At 69.5% G+C, this 21541-nt stretch carries 18 protein-coding genes; 16 read left to right on the top strand and 2 right to left on the bottom strand.

Annotation, left to right across the window (positions count from 1 at the left end):
• Nucleotides 1–166: 166 nt before the first annotated feature.
• From SA87_RS00305 to SA87_RS00260, 9 genes are all read left to right on the top strand, one after another.
• Nucleotides 167–919, top strand: a complete 753-nt coding sequence (locus SA87_RS00305; protein ID WP_066197394.1) for a tRNA (adenine(22)-N(1))-methyltransferase — start codon at nucleotides 167–169, stop codon at nucleotides 917–919.
• A gap of 66 nt (nucleotides 920–985) precedes the next feature.
• On the top strand, nucleotides 986–2218 hold the full coding sequence (locus SA87_RS00300; RefSeq protein ID WP_066197391.1) for a Nif3-like dinuclear metal center hexameric protein: 1233 nt from the start codon (nucleotides 986–988) through the stop codon (nucleotides 2216–2218).
• A 98-nt stretch (nucleotides 2219–2316) separates the two neighbouring features.
• Complete coding sequence (locus tag SA87_RS00295; protein ID WP_082910414.1) at nucleotides 2317–3495, top strand: S1C family serine protease; 1179 nt, start codon at nucleotides 2317–2319, stop codon at nucleotides 3493–3495.
• Between the two features lie 83 nt (nucleotides 3496–3578).
• Nucleotides 3579–4112 carry a cyclic pyranopterin monophosphate synthase MoaC gene (gene moaC, locus SA87_RS00290; RefSeq protein WP_066197386.1) on the top strand — a complete coding sequence of 178 codons (534 nt, stop codon included), beginning with the start codon at nucleotides 3579–3581 and terminating at the stop codon, nucleotides 4110–4112.
• Nucleotides 4113–4148: 36 nt separating this feature from the next.
• On the top strand, nucleotides 4149–5495 hold the full coding sequence (locus SA87_RS00285; RefSeq protein WP_066442293.1) for a molybdopterin molybdotransferase MoeA: 1347 nt from the start codon (nucleotides 4149–4151) through the stop codon (nucleotides 5493–5495).
• A gap of 84 nt (nucleotides 5496–5579) precedes the next feature.
• Complete coding sequence (locus SA87_RS00280) at nucleotides 5580–6182, top strand: molybdopterin-guanine dinucleotide biosynthesis protein B (RefSeq protein ID WP_066197383.1); 603 nt, start codon at nucleotides 5580–5582, stop codon at nucleotides 6180–6182.
• Nucleotides 6183–6266: 84 nt separating this feature from the next.
• Nucleotides 6267–6665: a Na-translocating system protein MpsC family protein gene (locus tag SA87_RS00275; protein WP_066197380.1), complete on the top strand. Its 399-nt coding sequence runs from the start codon at nucleotides 6267–6269 to the stop codon at nucleotides 6663–6665.
• Nucleotides 6666–7177: 512 nt separating this feature from the next.
• Entirely contained in the window at nucleotides 7178–8902 is a 1725-nt protein-coding gene (locus SA87_RS00265; RefSeq protein WP_066197374.1) for a proton-conducting transporter transmembrane domain-containing protein, read from the top strand.
• Nucleotides 8899–11739: a putative inorganic carbon transporter subunit DabA gene (locus SA87_RS00260; protein ID WP_066197371.1), complete on the top strand. Its 2841-nt coding sequence runs from the start codon at nucleotides 8899–8901 to the stop codon at nucleotides 11737–11739. The genes SA87_RS00265 and SA87_RS00260 overlap by 4 nt, the downstream gene beginning before the upstream one ends.
• On the opposite strand, the gene SA87_RS00255 is transcribed toward SA87_RS00260, so the two are convergent.
• A complete protein-coding gene (locus SA87_RS00255; protein WP_066197368.1) occupies nucleotides 11691–12716 on the bottom strand; it encodes a TIGR01777 family oxidoreductase in 1026 nt (341 codons plus the stop codon). The two genes, SA87_RS00260 and SA87_RS00255, sit on opposite strands and share 49 nt — an antisense overlap.
• Before the next feature lie 104 nt (nucleotides 12717–12820).
• Between SA87_RS00255 and SA87_RS00250 the strand changes: the two genes are divergently transcribed.
• The 5 genes from SA87_RS00250 to SA87_RS00230 all read left to right on the top strand — a co-directional run bounded on the left by SA87_RS00250 (nucleotide 12821) and on the right by SA87_RS00230 (nucleotide 18887).
• On the top strand, nucleotides 12821–14065 hold the full coding sequence (locus SA87_RS00250; protein ID WP_156423687.1) for an amidohydrolase: 1245 nt from the start codon (nucleotides 12821–12823) through the stop codon (nucleotides 14063–14065).
• A 157-nt stretch (nucleotides 14066–14222) separates the two neighbouring features.
• The gene (locus tag SA87_RS00245) at nucleotides 14223–14816 is read left to right on the top strand and encodes a hypothetical protein (protein ID WP_066197361.1); all 594 of its coding nucleotides are present in this window, start codon (nucleotides 14223–14225) and stop codon (nucleotides 14814–14816) included.
• Complete coding sequence (locus SA87_RS00240) at nucleotides 14806–17064, top strand: ATP-dependent DNA helicase (protein ID WP_066197359.1); 2259 nt, start codon at nucleotides 14806–14808, stop codon at nucleotides 17062–17064. Before SA87_RS00245 ends, SA87_RS00240 begins: the two co-directional genes overlap by 11 nt.
• An 18-nt stretch (nucleotides 17065–17082) precedes the next feature.
• Nucleotides 17083–18417, top strand: a complete 1335-nt coding sequence (locus SA87_RS00235) for a GGDEF domain-containing protein (protein WP_066197358.1) — start codon at nucleotides 17083–17085, stop codon at nucleotides 18415–18417.
• Between the two features lie 17 nt (nucleotides 18418–18434).
• Nucleotides 18435–18887 carry a CoA-binding protein gene (locus tag SA87_RS00230; RefSeq protein WP_066197977.1) on the top strand — a complete coding sequence of 151 codons (453 nt, stop codon included), beginning with the start codon at nucleotides 18435–18437 and terminating at the stop codon, nucleotides 18885–18887.
• Between the two features lie 174 nt (nucleotides 18888–19061).
• On the opposite strand, the gene SA87_RS00225 is transcribed toward SA87_RS00230, so the two are convergent.
• A complete protein-coding gene (locus SA87_RS00225; RefSeq protein WP_066197356.1) occupies nucleotides 19062–19709 on the bottom strand; it encodes a DUF1614 domain-containing protein in 648 nt (215 codons plus the stop codon).
• Between the two features lie 167 nt (nucleotides 19710–19876).
• Between SA87_RS00225 and SA87_RS00220 the strand changes: the two genes are divergently transcribed.
• Both SA87_RS00220 and SA87_RS00215 read left to right on the top strand, forming a co-directional pair.
• Entirely contained in the window at nucleotides 19877–20455 is a 579-nt protein-coding gene (locus SA87_RS00220) for an RNA polymerase sigma factor (RefSeq protein WP_066197354.1), read from the top strand.
• Between the two features lie 113 nt (nucleotides 20456–20568).
• Nucleotides 20569–21471 carry an anti-sigma factor family protein gene (locus SA87_RS00215; RefSeq protein ID WP_066197350.1) on the top strand — a complete coding sequence of 301 codons (903 nt, stop codon included), beginning with the start codon at nucleotides 20569–20571 and terminating at the stop codon, nucleotides 21469–21471.
• Nucleotides 21472–21541 lie beyond the last annotated feature (70 nt).

Genomic DNA, 21541 nt, shown 5'->3' with positions numbered 1-21541 from the left:
GGGGCGGGGGGCCGAGGACGCCCCGCTCCGATCGGGCATCGGGCCGATCGGTGCCCGGTCACGGGGTCCGGCCGATTCGATGCGCTTTTGCGGATTCGGTCGATTCGGTACGCGCCCTTCCGGAAGCGGTCGATTCGATGCGCGTCTTAGGAGAGGACGAGGGACCGTGCCCGATCAAAAAGCGGCTCGGGCGGCGCGCCTCCGAGCGGTGGCCGCGTTCGTCCCGCCCGGACGGACGGTGGCCGACATCGGCACCGACCACGGACAGCTCGCGATCCTGCTCGTCGCTTCGGGAAAAAGCCCGTCCGTCATCGCCACCGACCTTCGCCCCGGGCCGCTGGAAGCGGCGCGGGCCAACGTCGTCCGGCACGGGCTTCTGGATCGGATCGAGCTTCGGTTGGGCGACGGGCTTTCGCCCCTTCGGCCGGGAGAGGTGGACGTCGTCGTCGTTGCCGGCTTGGGAGCGGAGCGGATCGTCGCGATGCTCAAAGCGGCCGGGGAGAAGCGGGCGACCTATCCGCTGTGGGTGTTTCAGCCTCAGACGCCGGCGCGGCCGCTCAGGGCGTTTGGCTACGGGGCGGGGATGGAGCTTTGGGCGGAAGACGTCGTCCGGGCCGGCGGCCGGTCTTACGAAATCGTCGCCTTTCGCCGGGGCGACGGCCGGGCGCCGTACGCCGGTCTGCCGGTGCCGCCGGAGGTGGCCTTCTGGCTCGGACCGCACCTCCTCCGGCGGCCGACGGAGGCGTTCTGCGCTCACTGGCGTCGGGAACTCGCCCGCTGGGAAAGGCTCGCCGCCGCGCTTCGCTCGGCACCGAGCGCGGCGGGACGCGTCAAAGGGGAGTCCCTTGCGGCGCGGATCGCCCGCCTGCAGGCGGCCCTCCGGGTCTGCGGCGGCATCGATGCCGTTTTCGGCCCGTAGACGGTCGGCGCCGCAGGCGATCGCCGATGATCGGCGGGCCAACCGATCGAACGGGGGGATGCCAAGATGGACGTGCGTACGGCCGTGCGACTTTTGGAACGGATCGCGCCTCCGGAGCGGGCGCTTCGGGACGACCCGATCGGGCTTGCTCTCGGCCGGGAGGACCGGCCGGTCCGGCGGGTGATGTTTGCCCTGGAGGCGACGCCGGCGGTGGTGGAGGAGGCGCTCGACCGGGGGATCGACCTTCTCGTCGTGCATCATCATCCCCTCTACCGGCCGACCCGGACGATCCGGACCGACCGGGCCGACGGGCGGGCGCTGGCCCGGCTTCTTCAGGCCGATGTCGCCGTCTACGTGATGCACACGAACGCCGACGCCGCCGACGACGGCCTGAACGACGTGTTTGCGGCGCGGGTCGGCCTGGAGGCGCCGGACGTGCTCGAGGTGACCGGTCGGGAAGCGCTCTTCAAACTCGCCGTCTTCGTCCCGGCGAGTCACCACGAGGCGGTGCTTCAGGCGATCGGCGATGCCGGCGCCGGGTGGATCGGCAATTACAGCCACTGCACGTTCAACACGCCGGGCACCGGGACGTTCTGGGCCCGGGAAGGGGCCGATCCGTTTCTCGGCAAGATCGGCGAACTCACCCGCGCCGACGAGATCCGGCTGGAGACGATCGTGCCGGCGGGGCGGCTCGACGCCGTGCTTCAGGCGATGCTGGCCGTCCACCCTTACGAAGAGGTCGCCTACGATCTGTATCCGCTGGCGAACGAAGGGCGGCCGTACGGCCTCGGGCGGATCGGCCGGCTTCGGTCGCCGATGACGCTGGCGGCGCTGGCGGCGCTGGTCGCGGAGCGGTTCGGCCTGGAGGGCGTGCGGATCGTCGGCGATCCGGAGCGACCGGTGACGCGGGCGGCGGTCTACTCCGGAAGCGGGGCCCGAGCGATTCCGATGGCGGCCGCCCGAGGCGCCGACGTCCTCATCACCGGGGACGTCGGCTATCACGACGCCCGGGAGGCGGAGGCGCTCGGACTGGCGGTCATCGACGGCGGTCACCACATGGAAAAGTGGTTTGCGCCGCATTTTGCCGGGCGTTTTCGGGCGCTCCTCGCCGAGGCGGAGGGGGGCGAATCCGGCCCCCCATCCCGGTCGGGAACGCCGTCCGGCGCAGGGGATCGGGCCGGTGAAGGGCGTTCCGTTCGGACCGATCAAGAAACGGCGGCCCCCGAAAGCGTCGCCGTCGTCGTGGCCGAGGCCGATCGCGATCCGTTTCGCTTTATGGTGCGGTCTTTAGCACCATAGGACCGTTTTGGCGGGATGGCGGGTCACGGCGGGCGGCCTCCGTTTGTCCTCCGCCCGGGCAGATCTGTTATAATGAATTTAAAGTAAAGAGAGGCTGGATGGCGCCGCAGTTGGCGCATGGAGCGGGGCGAGGGTTGGCCATGGGGGAGAAGACCTGGGAACGGCTCTTTGGCGGGGGACGGCGGTCCGGCGGCCGGTGGCTCATCATCGCCGGTGCGGCGGCGATTGCCTTGGTGGCGGGGTTCATCGGTTTTCGGCTGGCGATGATCATTCAGGGCGGCCCCTCGCAGCCTTCGGCGTCGCCGCCGACGGCGCCGCTTTCGACCTCGGAGCAGATCGTCCAGACGGTGGCGGACATCGAGGGTCTCGTGGTGGGGGTGACCGCGTACCGGCACAAGAAAGCCGGTGACGACGGCTCGTCGGGCTCGGCGGTGGTGATCGCCCGGAAAAAAGGGATGGCGTATCTTTTGACGAATCACCACGTCATCGAAGGAGCGGACCGGATCGACGTCACCACCGGCGACGGGGAAACGGTCCCGGCGGAGCGGGTCGGCGTCGATCCCTATACGGATCTCGCGCTTCTGCGCATCCCGCAGCGGTACGTGGACAAGGTCGCCGTCCTGGGGAGTTCCGCCAAAGTGCGAAAAGGGGAGATGGTGATCGTCGCCGGGAACGCCCTGGGGATCTATGCCGACACGGTCAACATCGGCTTCATCTCCAGCCTGCATCAAAAGCTCCCCATCTATTTTGGCGACGGGGCGGAGCCGGACTGGGAGCTCGACGTGCTTCAGGTCGACGCGGCGATGAACTACGGCAACAGCGGTGGCGGCCTGTTTAACCTCCGGGGGGAACTGATCGGCATCAACAATGCCAAGGTCGTCGAGCCGGGGGTGGAGAACATCGGCTTTGCCATTCCGATCGATCTGGCACAGGCGGTGGCAGCGGAGCTGGAGCAGTACGGCAAAGTCCGGCGGCCGGACCTCGGCATCGTTCCGGTCGGCCTGGCCTACGTCGCCGAGGACATCTACCGGAGCTTGAAGCTTCCGCCGACGGTCCACGAAGGAGTCCTCATCCGGGACATGCCGGAAGGGCCGGCGAAGGCGGCAGGACTTTCGGCCTACGACGTCATCGTCGCCCTCGACGACCGGCCGGTGTACGACAAGGTGAGCTTCCGGCAGACGCTCTTTCAGCATAAGATCGGCGACACGGTGAAGGTGACGTACTACCATGCCGGCGAACGAAAGGAGCGGCTGGTGACGCTCGGCGAGGCGCCGTAGGCGGTCTGCGGCGCCCGTGAATCGGTGCCCGAGGGGAGCGCGGGCGGCAAAGCGCGGACAGACCCGTCGCAGGCAAAGGGGGCATGGCGGTGGAACTCACCCATCTCGACGAAAGCGGCCGTCCCCGGATGGTCGACGTTTCGGAAAAGCCCGATACGGACCGCCGGGCGGTGGCGGAGACGACGCTCCGGATGCGGCCGGAGACGCTCGAGGCGATCCTCTCCGGCGGCGGGCCGAAGGGGGCGGTGCTCGAGACGGCGCAGGTGGCGGGGGTGATGGCCGCGAAGCGGACGTGGGAGCTCATCCCGATGTGCCATCCGATCCCGATCACCGGCGTTTCGCTTTCGTTTCTGCCGGAGCCGCCGGATCGGCTCGTCATCCGGGCCGACGTCCGGACGACGGGGAAAACGGGCGTCGAGATGGAGGCGCTCACGGCGGTGTCGGTCGCGGCGCTCACCGTCTACGACATGGTCAAGGCGATCGACCGGGGGATGGAGATCGGCCCGACGCGGCTTTTGCAAAAAAGCGGCGGAAAAAGCGGCGATTTTCGCCGCGAGGATCTCGAAGGGTCCGGAGCCGACGGGGCTCGGTCGCCGGATCGGCGTCCGGGAAGCTGAACGTTCGAGGATGCTGACCGATGAGGAGGGAGGCCGGTGGAACGGACGCCGGTGTCGATGGAGGAAGCTTTGGCGCGCATCCTTCGGCACGTGCCGCCCCCGCTCAAGGAGCGGGTGGGGCTCGCCGAGGCCGCCGGCCGCATTTTGGCGGAGCCGCTCGTGGCGGAGGCCGACGTGCCGTCCTTCCGGCGTGCCGGTGTCGACGGCTATGCCGTGCGGGCGCAGGACGTCTTAGGGGCGGCGGCGGATCGCCCGATCCGGCTTCGGGTCGTCGGGGCGGTGCAGGCCGGCGATCCGCCGCTTGATCGACCCGTCGGCCCCGGGGAGGCGGTTCGGGTGATGACGGGAGCGCCGGTGCCGGACGGCGCCGATGCCGTCGTCATGCTGGAGCACGTCGAGCCGGAAGCGCCGGCGGACGGGGGGGATGAGGCGGGCGGCGCCTCGGAGGCCGGGAAGGCCGGGGTGTTTTTCAAGGCCGAAAGCCGCGGGGCGGGCGGCCGGCGGGCGGAAGCGCCCTCCGCCGTCATCGTCGTTCGCCGACCGATCGAAACGGGGAAAAACGTCATCGAACCGGGGGAAGACGTGCGGCGGGGAGAGCGGCTGCTTTCGCCCGGGGAACGGCTTCGGTCCGGGGCGATCGCGCTTTTCGCGGCGTACGGTTATTCCTCCGTCGCCGTCTTTCGGCCGCCACGGGTGGTCGTCATCTCGACCGGCGACGAGCTGCTCGAGCCGGGCGTGCCGCCGGCGCCGGGGAAGATCTACGATTCGAACGCGCCGATGCTCGTGGCGGCGCTTCGGATGCTCGGCGTTCCGGCGGATCGGTACGGCATCGTCCCGGATCGGCCGGAGGCGCTCGGGGCGGCGTTTCGCCTCCTTGTCGACCGGTACGACGTCCTCATCACGACGGGCGGGGTATCGGACGGGGATTATGACTGGGTGCATCCGCTCATCGCCGAGCTGGGCGGGGAAGTGTTCTTCAGCCGGCTTCAGATGAAGCCGGGGCAGCCGACGTCGGTCGCCCGGCTGGGGCGGGCGATGCTGTTTGCGCTGGCGGGGTACCCCGTGGCGAGTTTTGTCGGCTTTCATTTGTTTGTGCGACCGTTTGTCCTCTCCGCCCTCGGGGTACCGCCGGAGCGGGCCCGCATGCCCGAGGCGGAGGCGACGCTTGAAGTGCCTTTCGGGCGCCCGTCGAAGCTGCCGCGGGTCGTCCCGGTGCGCTATCGCTTCGACGGCCCGCGGCTCGTCGTCCGGCCGACCGGCCGCGGGCGTTCCTCCCACATCGCCGAGCTCGCGCCGGCAAACGGGCTGATGGTGGTGCCGCCGGGAGAGGGGCTTCCGGAAGGGGCGGCGGTGCGTCTTTTTGTGTTGGACGCGCTTGACTGAAAGACCGTGGCCAGATCGGCCCGACGGAGCGGGCCGGATATGTCCGGCGGAGGAGCTGCTGTGGTTCGGAACGGAGCGGAGCGGATGGAGCGCATCGTGCACGTCGCCGGTTTTTCCGGAAGCGGCAAGACGACGCTCATCGCGCGGCTGATCGAGCGGGCCGCGGCTGACGGCATCCGGGCGGCGGTGATCAAGCACCACGCGCATGCGGGGGCGGTGCCGCCCGATCGGCCGAGGAAGGACACCGCCGCGTTCCAGGCGGCCGGGGCGGTGCTCAGGGGGCTTTTGGCGCCGGAAGGGGCGCTTTTGTACTGGACCCCGACCGGAGCGGAGGCGCTCCCGGCGCCGGCGGAAGCGGCGGCGCCCGCCAAGCGGTTCTGGCCTCTGGCGCGGGCGTTTGGAGCGGACTGGCTGTTCGTCGAAGGGTTCAAAACGGCGCCGGGGCCGAAGCTTGCCCTGCTCCGGTCGGCGGACGATCTTCCGGCGGCCCTTACGTGGCCGGACGTGATCGCCCTCGTCGCGCCGGCCGATCACCTTGCGCGGGTTCGGGCGGTCGGCAACGAAGCGGCGGTTCGATTTCCGCTTTTCGCACGGGAAGACGCGGAAAGGATTTACCGCTGGGTGATCGCCGAGAGGCGGTTTCGACCGGAAGCTTCCGTCGAGGGGAAAAGGGAAGCGGAATGTTGATCACGTGCCGGCCTTTGGGCTCGCCCTTCAAAGGGCTCCCCCTCTTGTGGCCTGCCGTTTTTTCCGGTATAATGGCCAACCGAGATGAATCGAACCAAAGGCTGGCTGGAAGCGGAGATCAGCAAGGCGCTCACGCGCTGGGAAAAGGAGTATCTCGGCCGGGGGTCGACGGCGGCGAAGACGGACATCGTGCGGGACATGATCATTGTCTCGCTGAAGGTGACGCTCACGCCGGCGGAACAGGCCCTCTGCGAAACGGAGGAAGGCCGGCAGGCGGTCAAAGTGATGCGCAACCGCCTTCTGGAATCCGGCGCCGAGGCGCTTTGTTCGTTGATCGAGCGGCTGACCGGCATGCCCGTCCGGAGCCTCCATACCGATCTCAGCACCCGAACCGGCGAACGGATCATCGTCTTCCGCCTGAACGACGATTTGGAGCGGCGGCTTATGAACGGCGACGGGTTCGGCGACGAGGCGGGGGCCTGAGATCGGGAGAACGGTTGACCGGCAGGCGGACGGCTCGCCGTTTTGCGGAGGCTGGCGTGACGGCTGAAGCAGGAAGCAACCGGGCAGGGATCTCCTCAGATGGGGTCGTTGCCCATGGGTTGCAGAACGGTTTTGAGGACGGGAAAACAAGCCGTAAGGCGGCCGCTTTTCCCGGTCGCCGTCCGTTTGATCCGGTCGAGGGTTGGACTTTCGCCGCGGCGGACGGGACGGAAACCGGGAAAAGCGCGGTCCGGGAGCCTTCCGATCATCCGCTGGGCGGACGGGTCGGAAGAAAACCGGCGAAGCCGCGCCTTGGTCACACGGTCCGGGGACCGTGGGGCGAGGGCGGTTTCGCCGGTTTTTCTTTTGCGATCGGCGGCGGACCGCTTGGGGCGTTTGCCGCTGGTTCGATCACGCGGAACATGCGGTGGGTTTGGCCCATCGCGTCCGGGTGAGGCGGCAACGAAAAAACAAGCGAGCCGAAAGCAGTAAACCGGAAGGGGAGAGGCCGGTTGAACGGGCTTTGGTTCTGGCTGTGGGTGCTGGCATGGGGGACGTCCGGCGGCTATACGCTTGCCTTTTTGATCAAGATTCGGCGGATCGGCCGCCGGCGCCCTCCCGTGCTCCTGGCTCCCCTGCCGTGGGACGAAGGGGCGGGGCCGGGAGCGGGAACGTTTCCGGAGGAGCGGTGGGCGGCCTGGCAGGTTCGGCTGCAGGCACTCCCCCTGATCGCCGCCCTCGGCGGGGTGGGGAGTGCGCCGGCGGAGGCGGTGACGGTCGGACCGTGGCTTCTGGACCGTCTGGGATGGGTTGCTGCGGCGCATGCCGCCGGGATGAATTTTCTTTTGCAGCGTTATGCCCGGCACCATCTGCGGGGAGACCGGCGCTTTGCGGAACATCTGGCGGGGCTTTCGTTCGTGTCGCTGGCGGTATCGCTCACCTGGCTGGCGGGGGACGGGCGGCTGTTTCTCTTCGGCTGGACGGCGACGGCGGCGGCTGTGCTCGCGCTGATCGCCCTCCGGCGTGAGCGGCCGGATGGGGCCGGGTGGTTCCGGGAGGCGGCGGCCACCTTCGGAATCGCCTGGGCCGCGGTGGTCGCGGCGGTCGTCGGGAGTGCGGATCTGGCGCGATCGTGGTCGTTCGAGGAGATGGCGCGCGTCGCGGCGGCCGGCCCCGGGGCGACGGCGCTTTGGGGGGCGCTGGCCGTCGGGGCGATGGCGATGGCGGGTGCCTATCCGTTTCACCGCTGGCTGCTTGCGTCTCCGGCGGCGCCGACGCCGGTTTCGGCGGTGCTGCACGCAGGGGTGGTCAACGCCGGAGGGCTTTTGTTCGCCCGCTGGAGCGGCCTCGCCTTCGGGGAAGGGGCGACGGCCGTTTCTCCGGGGGTCGAGGCGGTGTGGGACGGGGTCATCGTCTGGGCGTGGGCGTCGGCGATGCTCGGTTTCGGGATGATGGCGGTGGCGGTGGACGTGAAGCGAAAGCTCGCCGCATCGACGATGGCCCAGATGGGGCTCATGATGACGCAGGCGGCGCTCGGGGCGTCGATTGCGGCGGTGCTGCATCTTTTGTTTCACGGCTGGTTTAAAGCGACGCTGTTTCTCCGGGCGGGGGAGGCGGTTCGGCCGCCGGGGGCGGCGGCGTATCCGGAGCGGGCCTCGCTTCCGTTCGGGGAGCACCGGGTTCGGGATGCCCGGCGGCCGGTGGCGGCCGAAAACGGCGGCGCCGGAGACGGATTCGGGCGAACGGCGGCGACGGACGGCCGGCGGGCGGTCGTCGGGCGCTGGACGGCGGTCGTCGCCGGCGCCGTCGTCTTCTGGGCGACCTGGCGCTTCGGGTCGAACGGGCCGGGGGCGCTTTTGGGGGCGTTTTTTCTGGCCGGGACAGCGGTTTTCCTCGTACGGGAAATGAGCGGCCGGCCGGGACGGGCAGCCGTCGCCCTGGGAACGGGGCTTCTTTTCCCGGCGGTCATCTCGGTGCTGGCTCGGGAAGGGCTCGGGCGGGTCCTGGAACCGGCGGTCGGGGAAGGGGCCGTTCGCCCCTTCGCGGAAGGTCTGGCCTTGGTCCTGTACGCCCTAGGCTCGCTGGCCTGGCTCGCGGCGCTTTCGGACGGCGGACGGTGGCTTTCGAATCGTCTCGGGCTTCGGCTGTATGTCGGGCTGGTGCGGCTGGGGGAGCCGCGGCCGGCGTCAATGGCGGTCTGGCCGTACGATCCGTGGCGAAAGGAGGCAAACCAATGAGCGACAAGCGGTCGGCGACGCCGACGGAGGAAGCGATCGGCCGGGTCGGAGCACCGGATTCGGTCGGCGCGTTCGAGACGGTCGAAGCGTTAAAGGACCGAACCGTCTCGGCGAAGGCATCGGTCGCCGAAGCGGGGGATCGAGGCGCGGCGTGGGCCGGGGAAAGGGCCGGCGCGGCAGCGCCGAGGGGGATCGCTTCGGAGGAAGCGGAAGCGCTCGCCGCGCTCGTCCGGGAGGCGGCGGCCTGGATCGCGCCGCTCTGGCCTCTGGCCACCTGGGCGCCCCGGCAACCGCTCGGCGGTCTGGAAGGACGGCCGTTCGCGGAGGTGGTGGCGGAGGCGTTCGAGTGTTACGGCGTCGATCTGCTTCCGCCGGAGGCCGTGCTCCGGGCGGCTTGGGCCGCCGGGGAGGTGGCTCCGGAGGCGCTTTGGGCGGCCTATTCTCGCTATGCGGCTTGGGAGCGTTCCCGGGGGACGCCGCCGGTGGCGCTTCAGGGGCTCTGGGCGTCCCTGCCGTGGTCGGCGGGGGCGGCGTCGGTGGTTCGACCGGCGGCGGATGCCGAAGGGGATGGCGCGGCGAAGGGCGCCGGCACGGCGGTCGAAGCGATTCGTCCAGAGGTGGGTGCCGGCGCGGCATCATCGGGGTGGGCTCGATCGGGGGACGGCCGAAAGCAGGGGCTGAAGCGGCGGCGGGAGCGGCCGGAGGAGCGCCTGGAGCGGCTCGTCATCCGGTGGGCCAAGGCGGTGCTCGGGGCGGATGGGGCCCTTCTCCCCCTCCCCGTCCGGGAGGATTTTTATCGTACCGTGCGGGCGCTTGCGGCGGTCGACCCGGATCTTTCTCCGGAGGCGCGCCGGAGCATCGCCGTGTGGCCGGAGACGGCGCCGTCGGCCCTCGCCTACGGCCTTCGGCGGCTTGGCCTCTGGCCGGATCGGTCGGAGGCGGCCCGGGCGGTGCTCATCCGCCATCTGCTCCGGCTTCCGGGGTGGGCGGGGATGTTCGCCTGGCGGGAGCGTCACGGGGAAGCGGGAGCGCTTCTTCATTACCTCGCCGCCCGGCTCCTCATCGCCGACGCCGTCGGGGCGGCGTCGTTTTTTGTCGCGCCGGATGGGGGAGTCCAAAAGGAAGCGCGGCTTTCGCCGCGGGCGCGGTTTTTCGCCTACGGCCGTCGGCTGGTGTGGCTTTCGGCCTGGGAGGAGACGCTCACGGAGCGAATCGCGGGCCGCCTGACGGTCACCGGTGCCGGACGGGATCGGCGGATGCCGCGGGGAGACGGTGCGGAGGTGCAGCTCTTTTTCTGCCTCGATGCCCGATCGGAGCCCCTCCGCCGGGCGCTCGAGAAGGCGGGCGATGGGAGGATCGAAACGGTGGGGGTGGCGGGGTTTTTCCACCTCCCGCTCTGGGTCGTCACGCCGGAGGGGCCGAACGGCTACTTGGCGGCGCCGCCGGGCGTCGCGCCGATCGGCATCCTTCGGGTCGAGGACGACGGGCCGGCGGCGGCTCGACGGGCGCTTCACCGGGCCGAAGAGGCGATGAAAGGGGATCCGCTGGCGGGGTTTGCCGCTCCCGAGCTGACAGGGCTTGCGTATGCGCTGGAGGCCGCCCGTCGCAGTGTCGGGCCGGTGATTCGGGCGTGGAGCGCCCGGAGACGGGAGTTCGGGAAGGAGGGGTCGTCGGTCGCCGGAGGAGTGGGGTCGGCCGCCTGGGCGTGGAGCGCCCGGCGAAGCGCCGGGCGGGAGAGATCGCCGTTTGCCGGAGGAGGCAGGGCGGCCATCCGGTCGTTTTCGCCGGAAGCCGTTGCCCGCGAGGCGGAGCGGCTGTTCAAAGCGGCCAGCGTGCGGCGGTTTGCGCCGTACGTCGTGTTCGTCGGTCACCGGAGCCGCTCGGTGAACAATCCTCACGCGTCAGCACTGGAATGCGGCGCCTGCGGCGGCACCGGCGGCGGGTGGAACGCGTGGGCGCTCGCGGAGGCGCTCAACGATCCGGCGGTGCGGGCGGCGCTTTCGGCCCGCGGCGTGGCGATTCCGCCGGAGACGGTGTTTGCCGCGGCGGAGCACGAGACGACGACGGACGGCTGGGCGTGGCTGACGGCGCCGCCGGTCTCAGGGCCGGCGCGGAAGGCCCATGAGCGCCTTTCGGCGCATCTTGAGGCGGCCCTTTCAGCCGCCCGGGCCGGCCGGGCCCGCCGCCAGCCGGTTCCCGACCCGGAGGAAGCGTTTCGCCGGGCGGCGGATTTTGCCGAGGTGCGGCCGGAGTGGGGCCTTGCGGGCCATCTCGGCCTCGTCATCGGTCGCCGGACGCTGACGGCGGGAGCGGATTGGGGCGGAACGGTGTTTTTGCTGAGCTACGACTGGGAAACGGATACCACCGGAGCGGCGCTCCAGGCGCTTCTCGCTGGCCCCGGCGGGGTTTTCCGGGCGATCGGGTGGCAGTATTTCCTGTCAACGGCGGCTCCCGGCCGGTTCGGCGGAGGGGATAAGACGACCCTCACGGTGTTGGGCGGGATCGGGGTCATGCAGGGGAACAGAAGCGACCTCCTGCCGGGGCTTCCGTGGCAGTCGGTGGCGCTCGGGGAGGAGCTCGTCCATCGGCCGCTTCGGCCGCTCGTCTTGATCGAGGCGCCGCCGGAGCGGGTTCGAGCGATCCTCGCCGTCGATCCGGAAGTGCGGGCGCCCGTCGAGGGAGGCTGGCTCAGGCTTCGGGTGCTCGATCCCCGGACGGGACGATGGGTGACAGTGAGCGACGGTTTCGGTAAAATGACAGAAGAACGCGGGGAGGCTTCCGCCAACGTTCACGCCGGTGGGCCCGATTCCGCCTTCGGTGGCGAAAGGAGATCCTGAAGCGCCGTTTCGACGGTCGGGAAGCGGAACGCATAGCCGCGAGCGAGGGCTTCTTCCGGGAGGACGCGGTGGCCCCGGATGAGGAGGTCGCTCATCTCGCCGAGGGCGAGCCGGAGCGCGAAGGCCGGCACGGGGAGCCAATGCGGCCGCCGGAGCCGCGCCGCGACGGCGCGCCCGATCGCGTCCATCGTGGCCGGGTTGGGGGCGGTGACGTGAAGCGGACCGACGACGGTGGCGTCCTCCAGGGCGAGGCGGATCAGGCCGACGACGTCGGCGATGTGCACCCACGAGACCCACGCCCAGCCGCCGGCGATCGGTCCGCCGGCAAAGAGGCGGTACGGAAGCACGAGGCGAGGGAAGGCGCCTCCCTCCCTGGCGAAGACGACGCCGAAGCGGGCAAAGACGGTGCGAAGGCCGAGGGCTTCGGCCCGGCCCGCCGCCGTCTCCCAGCGGCGGGTGACGGCGGCGAGAAACGAAAGTCCGCGCTCCCGGAGAACGGCTGCGGTGGGGCCCGTTTCGGCTTCCGGGGGAACGGGGAGGCGGGCTTCGACGGCGGAGGCGCTGATGAGGACGCGAGGTCGCGCTTCGGCGGGGAGGCGCGCGAGGAGTTCGAGGAGCACGGCGGTCGCCCGAAGGCGGCTTTCGAGGATGTGCCGCTTTTTGGCCGGCGTCCAGCGGCCGTCGATCGGGGTTCCGGCGAGGTTGACGGCGGCGTCGAGGGGAGCGTGGCGCTCGAGTTCGTCTTCCGGTCGGGCGTCGGCCGCAAGCCAGGAGACGGGGATCGGTCCGGGGCGTGAGGCGCCCGATCCGGAGAACGAGCGGGTTGTCCGCTCGGCCGGTGGTGGGGCGGCGATCACCGCCCGGTCGGAAAGGCGCGGATTTCGCGTGAGCCACAGGACGGTGTGGCCGTCTTCCAGCAGCGATCGGGTGAGGTTGCGGCCGATGAGGCCGCTTCCTCCGGCGATGACGATGCGCATGTTTGCCCTCCTTTGATTCGATTCGGCGATGGGACGTCCGGGGCGAAGCCGGTCCGCTCCGGCGGAAGGCGGCGGTCGCGGGCGGAGGCGAAAGGGGGACGGCGATGCTGAAAGACCTGTATGCCGCGCTGGACGGGCTGTTCGGTGAAATGGTCGCCTGGCGGCGGCACCTTCATCGGCACCCGGAACTGTCGTTTCACGAAGAGGCGACGCCGGCGTTCGTCGCCGAGACGCTACGCTCGTTCGGGGTATCGGTCCGAACCGGCGTCGGCGGTCGGGGGGTCGTCGGCCGGATCGAAGGGGGACGGCCGGGCCGGACGGTGGCGCTTCGGGCGGACTTTGACGCGCTGCCGATCCAAGATGAAAAGTCGGTCTCCTACCGATCGACGGTCCCGGGGGTGATGCACGCCTGCGGCCACGACGGCCATACGGCGACGCTTCTCGCGGTGGCGAAGGTGCTGGCGGCGCGGCGGGCCGACCTCCCGGGGACGGTCGTCCTCATCCACCAGTTCGCGGAGGAGGTGGCGCCGGGAGGCGCCCGGCCGATGATCGAAGACGGGGCGCTCGACGGCGTCGACGTCATCTTCGGGACGCACCTCTGGGCGGGGCTTCCGATCGGCGTCATCGGCTACCGGGCCGGGTACGCCATGGCCAACGTCGATGCCTTCACGATCGAGATCGTCGGCCGGGGCGGGCACGGGGCCGCGCCGCACCAGACGATCGACAGCCTGCTGATCGGAGCCAATCTTGTGGTCAAACTGCAGCAGATCGTCGCGCGGCGGGTGGATCCGCTGAAAGAAGCGGTCGTCACCGTGGGCACGTTTCACGCCGGAACCGCCTTCAACGTCATCGCCGAACGGGCGGTGCTCATCGGAACGGTGCGGACGTTCGACGAGGCGGTCCGGGCCCAGGTGGAGGCAGAGATCCGGCGCCTGGCGGAAGCGGAGGCGGCGGCCTTCGGCGCCCGGGCGGAGGTGCGCTACGAGCGGGGGTACGACGCCGTCCACAACGATCCGGCGGTGACGGCGCGCTTCGCCGAGGCGATGCGCGCGGTGTACGATCCGGCGCGGGTCGTGGAGGTGCCGCCGAGCATGGGCGGGGAAGATTTTGCTTATTACCTTCAGAAGGTCCCGGGGACGTTTTTCTTTACCGGCGCCGGAAATGCCGGCGTCGGCGCCGAATATCCGCACCATCATCCGCGCTTCGACATCGACGAGCGGGCGATGCTCATCGCGGCGAAGGCGCTCGTGACGGCGGCCGTCGACGCGCTCGACGAGACGGGGGCGGCGGTGGCGGCGGCCCGCGGGGCGCTCCGGCCGGTGGACGCCCTGAAGCACGTCCAGGTTTAGGAGGGTGGACGGAAAAAGCGGCGCGTCCGGATGCGCCGTTCTTTCTTTTTTATGCTAAAATAAATTGAAGTGACGAGCAACGACGCAAGGACGAGCGGCTACGCATGCGACGCATGTAAGGTTGGCAGGTGACGACTGAAGGTTGGCAGGTGACGACATGGCCGACCGCAGCAACCGGAAGGCCAAATGGGAAGCGATCCGCCGCTTTGTCGAGACGGGGGTGCAAGACCCGGGGCGGCTCGCGCTGCTTTCGTTTTTGGCCGGACGGCTGGAACGGGTCCGGTTGATGCATTCGCTGGAGTTTTCCGATATCGGGGTCAAGCTTTCGACGCGCCGAAGCGGCCTCTGGCCCCGGGTGCTTTACGAGGGCTTTATTCGGGGGGTGCCGATCCCCGATCCGATTCTATTCGTCGCCGCCATGGTGGACGACGATGCGCCGATCGACGTCGTGCTTGACTTCGACGGGGTCGAAGAGGCGGAATGGTACGCTCGCGTTGCCTACCGGGACGCCCGGGACCCCCGCCTCGATCCGGAGCGGGCCAAAGTCGAACTTCGGGCGGCGATCGACCGGGCCCTCGACATCTATCAGGCGGCCCGGGAACAGCTCGATTCATCGTTCATCGAGATGGCCCGCCGGGACATCGAGCGCCTGTCGGCCGAGCTTCGAAGTTTGAGCGCGGCCGGGACCGGCCCGGCCGCCGAGGGGAACGCCGGCGCGCCCCGCGAGGAGGGACGGGACGATGGAACGTAAGGTCGCCGGCGAGCGGCCGGAGGTGGGCGCCGCCGGCGAACGGGATGCTTACGAGGCCGCGCGCCGGACGCTTTTGGCGATTTTTGCTCCGGACGGCCCGCTCGGCCGGTTGCTTCCGGGATACGAGCGGCGGAGCGAGCAGGTGGAACTCGCCGAAGCGGTGCTCGAGCATCTGTTCGCCGGTCGGCCGCTTCTGGCGGAGGCGCCGACGGGGACGGGAAAGTCGCTGGCGTATCTCGTCGCCGCGGCCATTTATGCCGTCCAAAGCGGGGAGCTCGTCGTCGTCTCGACGCAGACGCTCACGCTGCAGGGGCAGCTCATCGGAAAAGACCTCCCCCTCGTCGCCCGGGCGCTTCAGGCGGCCGGGGTCGAGGACTTTCGCTATGCGCTTGCCAAGGGACGGAGCCATTACGTCTGCCTTCGGCGGCTCGACCGGTTCGTCGAGCGGGCCGGTCGGGAGGGAGGGGCCCTGCAGGCGGCAGCGGAGCGCCTTCGGTCGGCGGTCCTGGCGGCCCTGGCCGCCGGCGGGGAGGGAGAGCGCCGGACCCTCGGCGTGTCGGTGCCACCGGACGTGTGGGCGGAGGTCGCCGGCGATGCGGAGGACTGCCACCAGAAGCGGTCGCCGCATTATGACCGGTGTTTCATCCAGCAGGCCCGCCGGGCGTGGGGGCGGGTGCATCTTTTGGTCGCCAACCACGCCCTCGTGTTTGCCGATCTCGCCCTCCGGGCGGCCGGGGAAAGCGCCGTGCTGCCGAAGTACGGCCGGCTGGTCCTCGACGAGGGGCACCGCGTGCCGGAGGCGGCGATGCGGTATTTTGCCGCGAGCGTTTCGATCGAACGGGTGGAGGGGTGGTTCCGGGAGATCGAGCGAAGGCGGCAGAGCTGGATGGAGGACGTCTTTTCGGCGGCGGTGTTGGAGGAGGTCCGGGGGCACTTTGACCGGCTCGTCGCGGCGCTGGAGCACGTTTTTCTCGCCCTCGAAGCGGCGCTGTTTCCGCCGTCGCCTTCTCCTACCGGGTTCTCCGGCGGATCGCCGGTTTCGGCGGGGGAACGTCCCGCGGAGCGTCCGGCGGTTTTCGGAGAGGCCCGACCGATTGAGGGGCCGATCGCCGTGCCGCGGGGCGATCGGGCGGCGGCCGAGGCGTTGCTCCAGTACCTCGACCGGCTTCAGGCGGCGGAAGGGTGGGAGGAGCCGACGATTCGGGGCCTTCGGCGCCTCAAGGAAAAGATCGCCGGCGTGGTGGCGCTCCTCGATCGGGCGACGGAGGCGGCGGACGGGACGACGGCCTTTTGGGTCGAGCGGACGATGCCGCCGGGGGCAGCGTGGATCGACGGGGCGATCCCTTCCGCCCGAGCCCGGTGGCTCTCTCTGCACGGGGAGCCGATCGACGCCCGGGAGATCCTCGCGCCGTTTTTTCAGGAGGTGCCGCCGGTCATCGTCTCGGCGACGCTTTTTCCCGACGGCCGAAACGAGGCGGATCGCCGGGCGGTCGCGGACGCTTTCGGTCTGGGGGCGTCGGCGACGGCGCTGGTGCTTCCGAGCCCGTTTGACACGGCGTCGCAGATGTTGTACGTCTTCAGCCGCTCGGGTCCGGATCCCCGGGAAGAGGGAGCGTATCTCGCCTACGTCGCCCGGGCGCTGAAACAGGTGCTGGAAAAAACCGGCGGGCGGACGCTTGCCCTCTTTACGAATTTTGCCCACATCCGCGCCGTCGGGGAGATGCTCCGGCCGTGGGCGGAGGGCGAGGGAATCGATCTCCTTTTGCACACGCCGGAGGCGGACCGGGAGGCGCTCGTCGCCCGCTTCCGGGCGACGCCGCGGGCGGTTTTGTTCGGCAACGAGACGTTCTGGGAGGGGATCGACCTGCCCGGGGACGGGCTGGTGTGCGTCGTGGTGACGAAACTTCCGTTCGCCAATCCGGCAGATCCGCGCGTCCGGGCCCGGGAACGGGCGCTCCGGCGGTCGGGACAGGATCCGTTTACGGCGTTTTTCCTCCCCGAGGCGCTCCTTCGCCTCCGGCAGGGCATCGGCCGGCTGATCCGGACGAAAGACGATCGCGGAGCCGTCGTGTTCCTCGACGGGCGGCTTCTCACAAAACGGTACGGCCGGAGAATGATCGCCGCCCTGCCGCCGGCTCGCGTCGGGTCCCTCGATGCCCTGCGGGCGTATGTCCCGTCGCAGACGGCGGTGACGCCGGAGAGGCAGGGCGCTGAGTCGACGACGGGCGACCCGAGCGAAGGGCGGTAACGGTGGAGGGACCCCCCTGTGACGGAATGGGCGATGTGGCTCGGGCGGCTTCGAGAGGCGCTCAGCCGTCTGCGCCGGACCGGCGATGCGTCGCCGCTCATCGAGTTCGGCCAGGCGTTGCTTCGGGAAACGGCGTTCGAGCCGACGGCGGACGGTCGGGAGGGGATGCGGGAGGCGTTTTTGCCGATTTTATCGGAGCTGCATCTCATTCAGGAGGAGCTCGACCGCCTGAAGGCGCAAAACGCCGTCGCCGACGAGGTCTTCCGGCTTTCGCTCAAGCTGTTCCGCACGTTTGATCCGGAGGCGATCTACGCCGAGGTGCACCGGACGGTGGCGCGGCTTATTCCGGCGGACGTGTTTTTCGTCGCCCTCGTCGACCGAAAAAGGCGGGTGACGGTGCCGTATTTCGTCGAGGGAGGGCGGCGGTACGACCCGGTGACGCTCTGGCCGGGTCAGGGACTGGTCGGGCTGGCGCTTCGGGAAGGCCGGCCGTTTCTGTTCCGCCGGGCGGAGGAGATCGCCGGCACGCCGCACCTCCGCTGGGGAGAGGCGGACAGTCGGATCGAGTCGGCGCTTTTTGTGCCGCTTTATTACAAAGACCGGGCGCAGGCGGTGGTGTCGGTCCAGAGCACCCGGCCGGCCGCGTACGGCGAAGAGAGCATCCGGCTGCTCGAGATCATCGGCGGGCAGATGATCGCGGCGGTGGCATCGGCGGAGCTGTTTCAGGAGGTCGAGCGGCTGTCGTATTACGACGAGCTCACCGGCCTGAAAAACCGCCGGGCGTTCGAACGGGACCTCCGGGCGGCGCTCCGGGACGCGGCGGCCCATCCGGTCGCCCTCGTCATGGTCGACTCGGACGACCTGAAGCGGGTGAACGACCGGTACGGCCATTCGGCCGGCGACCGGCTGCTCATCCTCATCGCGGAGCTCCTCCGGCGGATGGAGGATGAACGGGTGCAGGCCTACCGCTACGGCGGCGATGAATTTTTGCTCATTCTGCGCGGTTTCGATCGGAAGGGGGTGACGGCGCGGCTTCGGGAGCTCCGGCGGCGGCTGGCCCGGGCGACCCTCCTGCTGGAGGACGGGGAGCATCCGCTTTCGGTGTCGATCGGGGCGGCCCTCTTTCCGGACGACGCTCGGAACCTTCAGGAGCTCATCCGGCGGGCGGACGAGGCGCTCTATGCGTCGAAGACGCGGGGGAAAAACTGCGCGACGCTTTATGCGTCGGACGGCGGGATGCCGCGGATGAGGCCCCTGGCGTTATCCGAAGAAGGGGGGGTGAGGGTGGAAGACGAGGGAATCGGAGAGCATGAAGGAGAGAAAGAAGGGGAATGCGGGGACTCCGGATCGTAAAAAGAGGAGGCGAGGTTATGAACCAAACGGGATCGGAAGCGGCGCGGGTCGGGCGGTGGCTTCAGGAAGACGGAGAGATTGAGGCGCTTCTCCGGTCGGCGCGGCGGATTGCCGTCGTCGGCATCTCCGATAAGCCGGAGCGGGACAGCTACCGGGTGGCGCTTTACCTGAAGGATCACGGCTATGAGGTGATCCCGGTCAACCCGCGACTCGAAGCGTGGCTCGGCATCCCGGCGGTGCCCCATCTTCAGGCGATCGACGGGCCGGTGGACATCGTCGACGTCTTCCGTCGGAGCGAGGAGACGCCGCCGATCGCGGAGCAGGCGGTGGCGATCGGGGCACGGGCGCTCTGGCTTCAGCTCGGGGTCCACAACGATGAGACGGTCCGCATCGCGACGGCCGGCGGGCTCGACGTGGTGACGAATCGCTGCATCAAGATCGAACACGGGCGGCTGATTCTCGGCCGGTGAGCGAATGGCTGCGCGCAAAAAGCGGCAGAAAAGGCGCTTTTTGCGCTTGTATTTGGACCTTCGACCGTCGTCGGTGGACATGACCAAACCGCCCGGACCTCGTCCGGGCGGTTTGGATGGTTCGCGCCGGCTTTGTCGTGCCGTTGATCGGTCGCCCCGGTTTTGTCGCGCCGTTTAAGCGAGAAAGGCGGCGATGATGCTCGTGAGGAAGATGCCGTCGAAGACGCCGGCGCCGCCGATGCTCAGGATATGGCCGCCGATGTCCCGGAGGCGGTGGAGGTTTAAGAGGTCGGCGCCGATCAGCGTGCCGAGGACGCCGGAGACATAGGCGATGGCCGCGGCGTGGTTTCGGTCGATGAGGAGGGCGACGGCGGCGGCGACGAGCGGCGGGATGAAGGCGGGAAGAGCGATTCCGACGCCCGGAACGGGCCGGGCAAGGGCCTTGGCGACGGCGGTGACGACGGCGGCGCCGATGAGGGTCGGAAGAAGCGGCGCCCGGGTGAGGAGGAGGTAGAGGCTGAAGAGGAGGGGGATGACGGCACCGCCGACGTTGACGGCGATGATCTGTTCATCCACCTGCGGCGGGTAATAAAAAAAGTACCGGGAAAAAAACGGCGGGGCTTCCGGCCGGTAGACGACCGTCCGCCGGCGGCTGACCGGCAGGTTGATCATGCTGCCGACGACGGAGAGGGTAAGGAGCGTCGTCGCGCCGATCGGGGTCAGGCCGAGCTTCGTGAAGGAAAAGGCGGTCACCTGAAAGAAGAGGGTGACGGCGAGAAACGGCAAAAGGAGAAGCAGCAGAAAAAACGCAAAAATAGGCATCGAAAGGCCTCCTCGGGGGAACTTACTCCGATTATACCGGCTTCGGAAGGCCGAAAAAAGGAGCGATAAAATTTGCCTTTTCCGAACCGATGCTGTAAGATATACATATCCGGAGGTGCAACCGGCGGCATTTGTGCACGTCAAACGGGGCGAGAGGGGTCGGCGAGATGGAGGAGTTCGGAAAACGGGACGGCTCCGGAAAGGTTTCGGCCGAGCTCATCCGGCGGGCCCGGCTGGGGGACGAGGATGCGCTGTACGAACTTTTAAAAACGGTCGAAAAACCGCTGTATCGGCGGGCCTATTACTTTCTCGGCCATCCGGAAGAGGCCCTTGACGCGACGCAGGAGGCGCTCCTTCGCGTGTACCTCAGATTGTCTGAATTTAGAGGCGAATCGGCGTTTGAGACGTGGGCCGTCCGGATTGTGACGAACGTCTGCCTGGACCGGTTGCGGGGGCGGGCGAACCGGCCGAAGGAAGCGGAAGCGGCCTGGGAGGGGATGCGGGATGCCTCGGCGGACGTCGAGGCGGAGGTTCTCGCCCGAGAGGCGGCGGCGACGCTCTCCGAAGCGCTGCGGCGGCTTCCGCCCCATCACCGGGTGCCGCTCCTTCTCAGGCTCTGGGACGGCTGGTCGTACGAGGAGATCGCCGAGGCGCTCGCCGTTCCGGTGGGTACCGTCAAGTCGCATGTGCACCGGGCCCGCCTGCGGCTGAAAGAGGCGCTTCGGCCGCTTTGGACGGGCGGATGAGGGCCGGTCGTCGCTCCGGGGGGATCGGCCCGCCGGCGGTTCTCCGGACAGGTCGGCCGCCGGGCGGATCGGCCGTCGGAACGGACGGATTCGGGGCCGGAAGGGGGAGGGGCATGACGCTTTGCCGGGACGTCGAACCGCTTCTCGTTGCCGGACTGGACGGGACCCTGACGCCGGCGGAAGCGGAGATCGTGACGACGCATCTCGTCGTCTGCGCCGAGTGCCGGCGGACGAAGGCGGCCCTGGAAGCGCTCCACGACCGCCTTCGGGAGCTGCCTGAGGTGCCGATGCCGGTGTCGGCGGTGGACCGGATCTGGCCACGCATCCTGGAAGACCGGGCGACCCGCCGGCGGCACCGCCATCGCCGTCTGCGGCGCCTGATTGCCGGCGGAGCGGTCGCGGCGGCGGTGGTCGGCTTCGCGTGGGGAACGGGGCTGTGGGGCGCGCCGGAAGGCGGCGGTCGAAGCACCGGCGGTCCGGGGGCGGAAGAGCGGGAGGCCGTTCGGGCGTCGACGCTCGCCGCGGCCGCATCGGTGCCGGAGGATCACGCGGAGGCAACCGGCGATCTTACGCCCAAAGCGGTCGGAGATCCTGAGATCGAGGCTTCGGGCACCCGGGCCGGACCGGGTGCGCTTCCGGCCCCGGACGTCGGCGTGCCGTCCGCCCCGGCTTTGGATGCGGCGGGTTCGGGCACCCCTTCCGCCATGAAAACCCTACCGACCGTTCGCCTCGAGGCGGTGGAGAAGGCGCCGGGTTCGGCCGTGCGCCCCTCGGGAAGCTTCGGGGAAACCGCCACTCCGGACAGGGCCCTGATCGCCCGCTTCACGACGACGGCGCTCGTCGTCGTCGGCGACGACGGAAAGACGCGATACCGGATGACCCTGCCGGAGGGGAGCATCGGCCGGGTTCGGTGGGACGGTCGCCGCCTTCTGTTCGAAGTCGGGGGGCGCCGGTACGCGGTCGATTTTTCAAACCCCGACCGCCCGGTGGAGTCGACGGCATCGACGTTGCCGTAGGCCCAAGCGGCGGCGCCGCCGTTCATGCACCAACCATGGCCGTCGGGTATACCCTATGGACGGCACAACG

The sequence above is a fragment of the Hydrogenibacillus schlegelii genome (assembly GCF_001653195.1).
Lineage (GTDB): Bacteria > Bacillota > Bacilli > Thermicanales > DSM-22653 > Hydrogenibacillus > Hydrogenibacillus schlegelii.
This window is presented reverse-complemented; position numbering and strand designations above follow the sequence as displayed.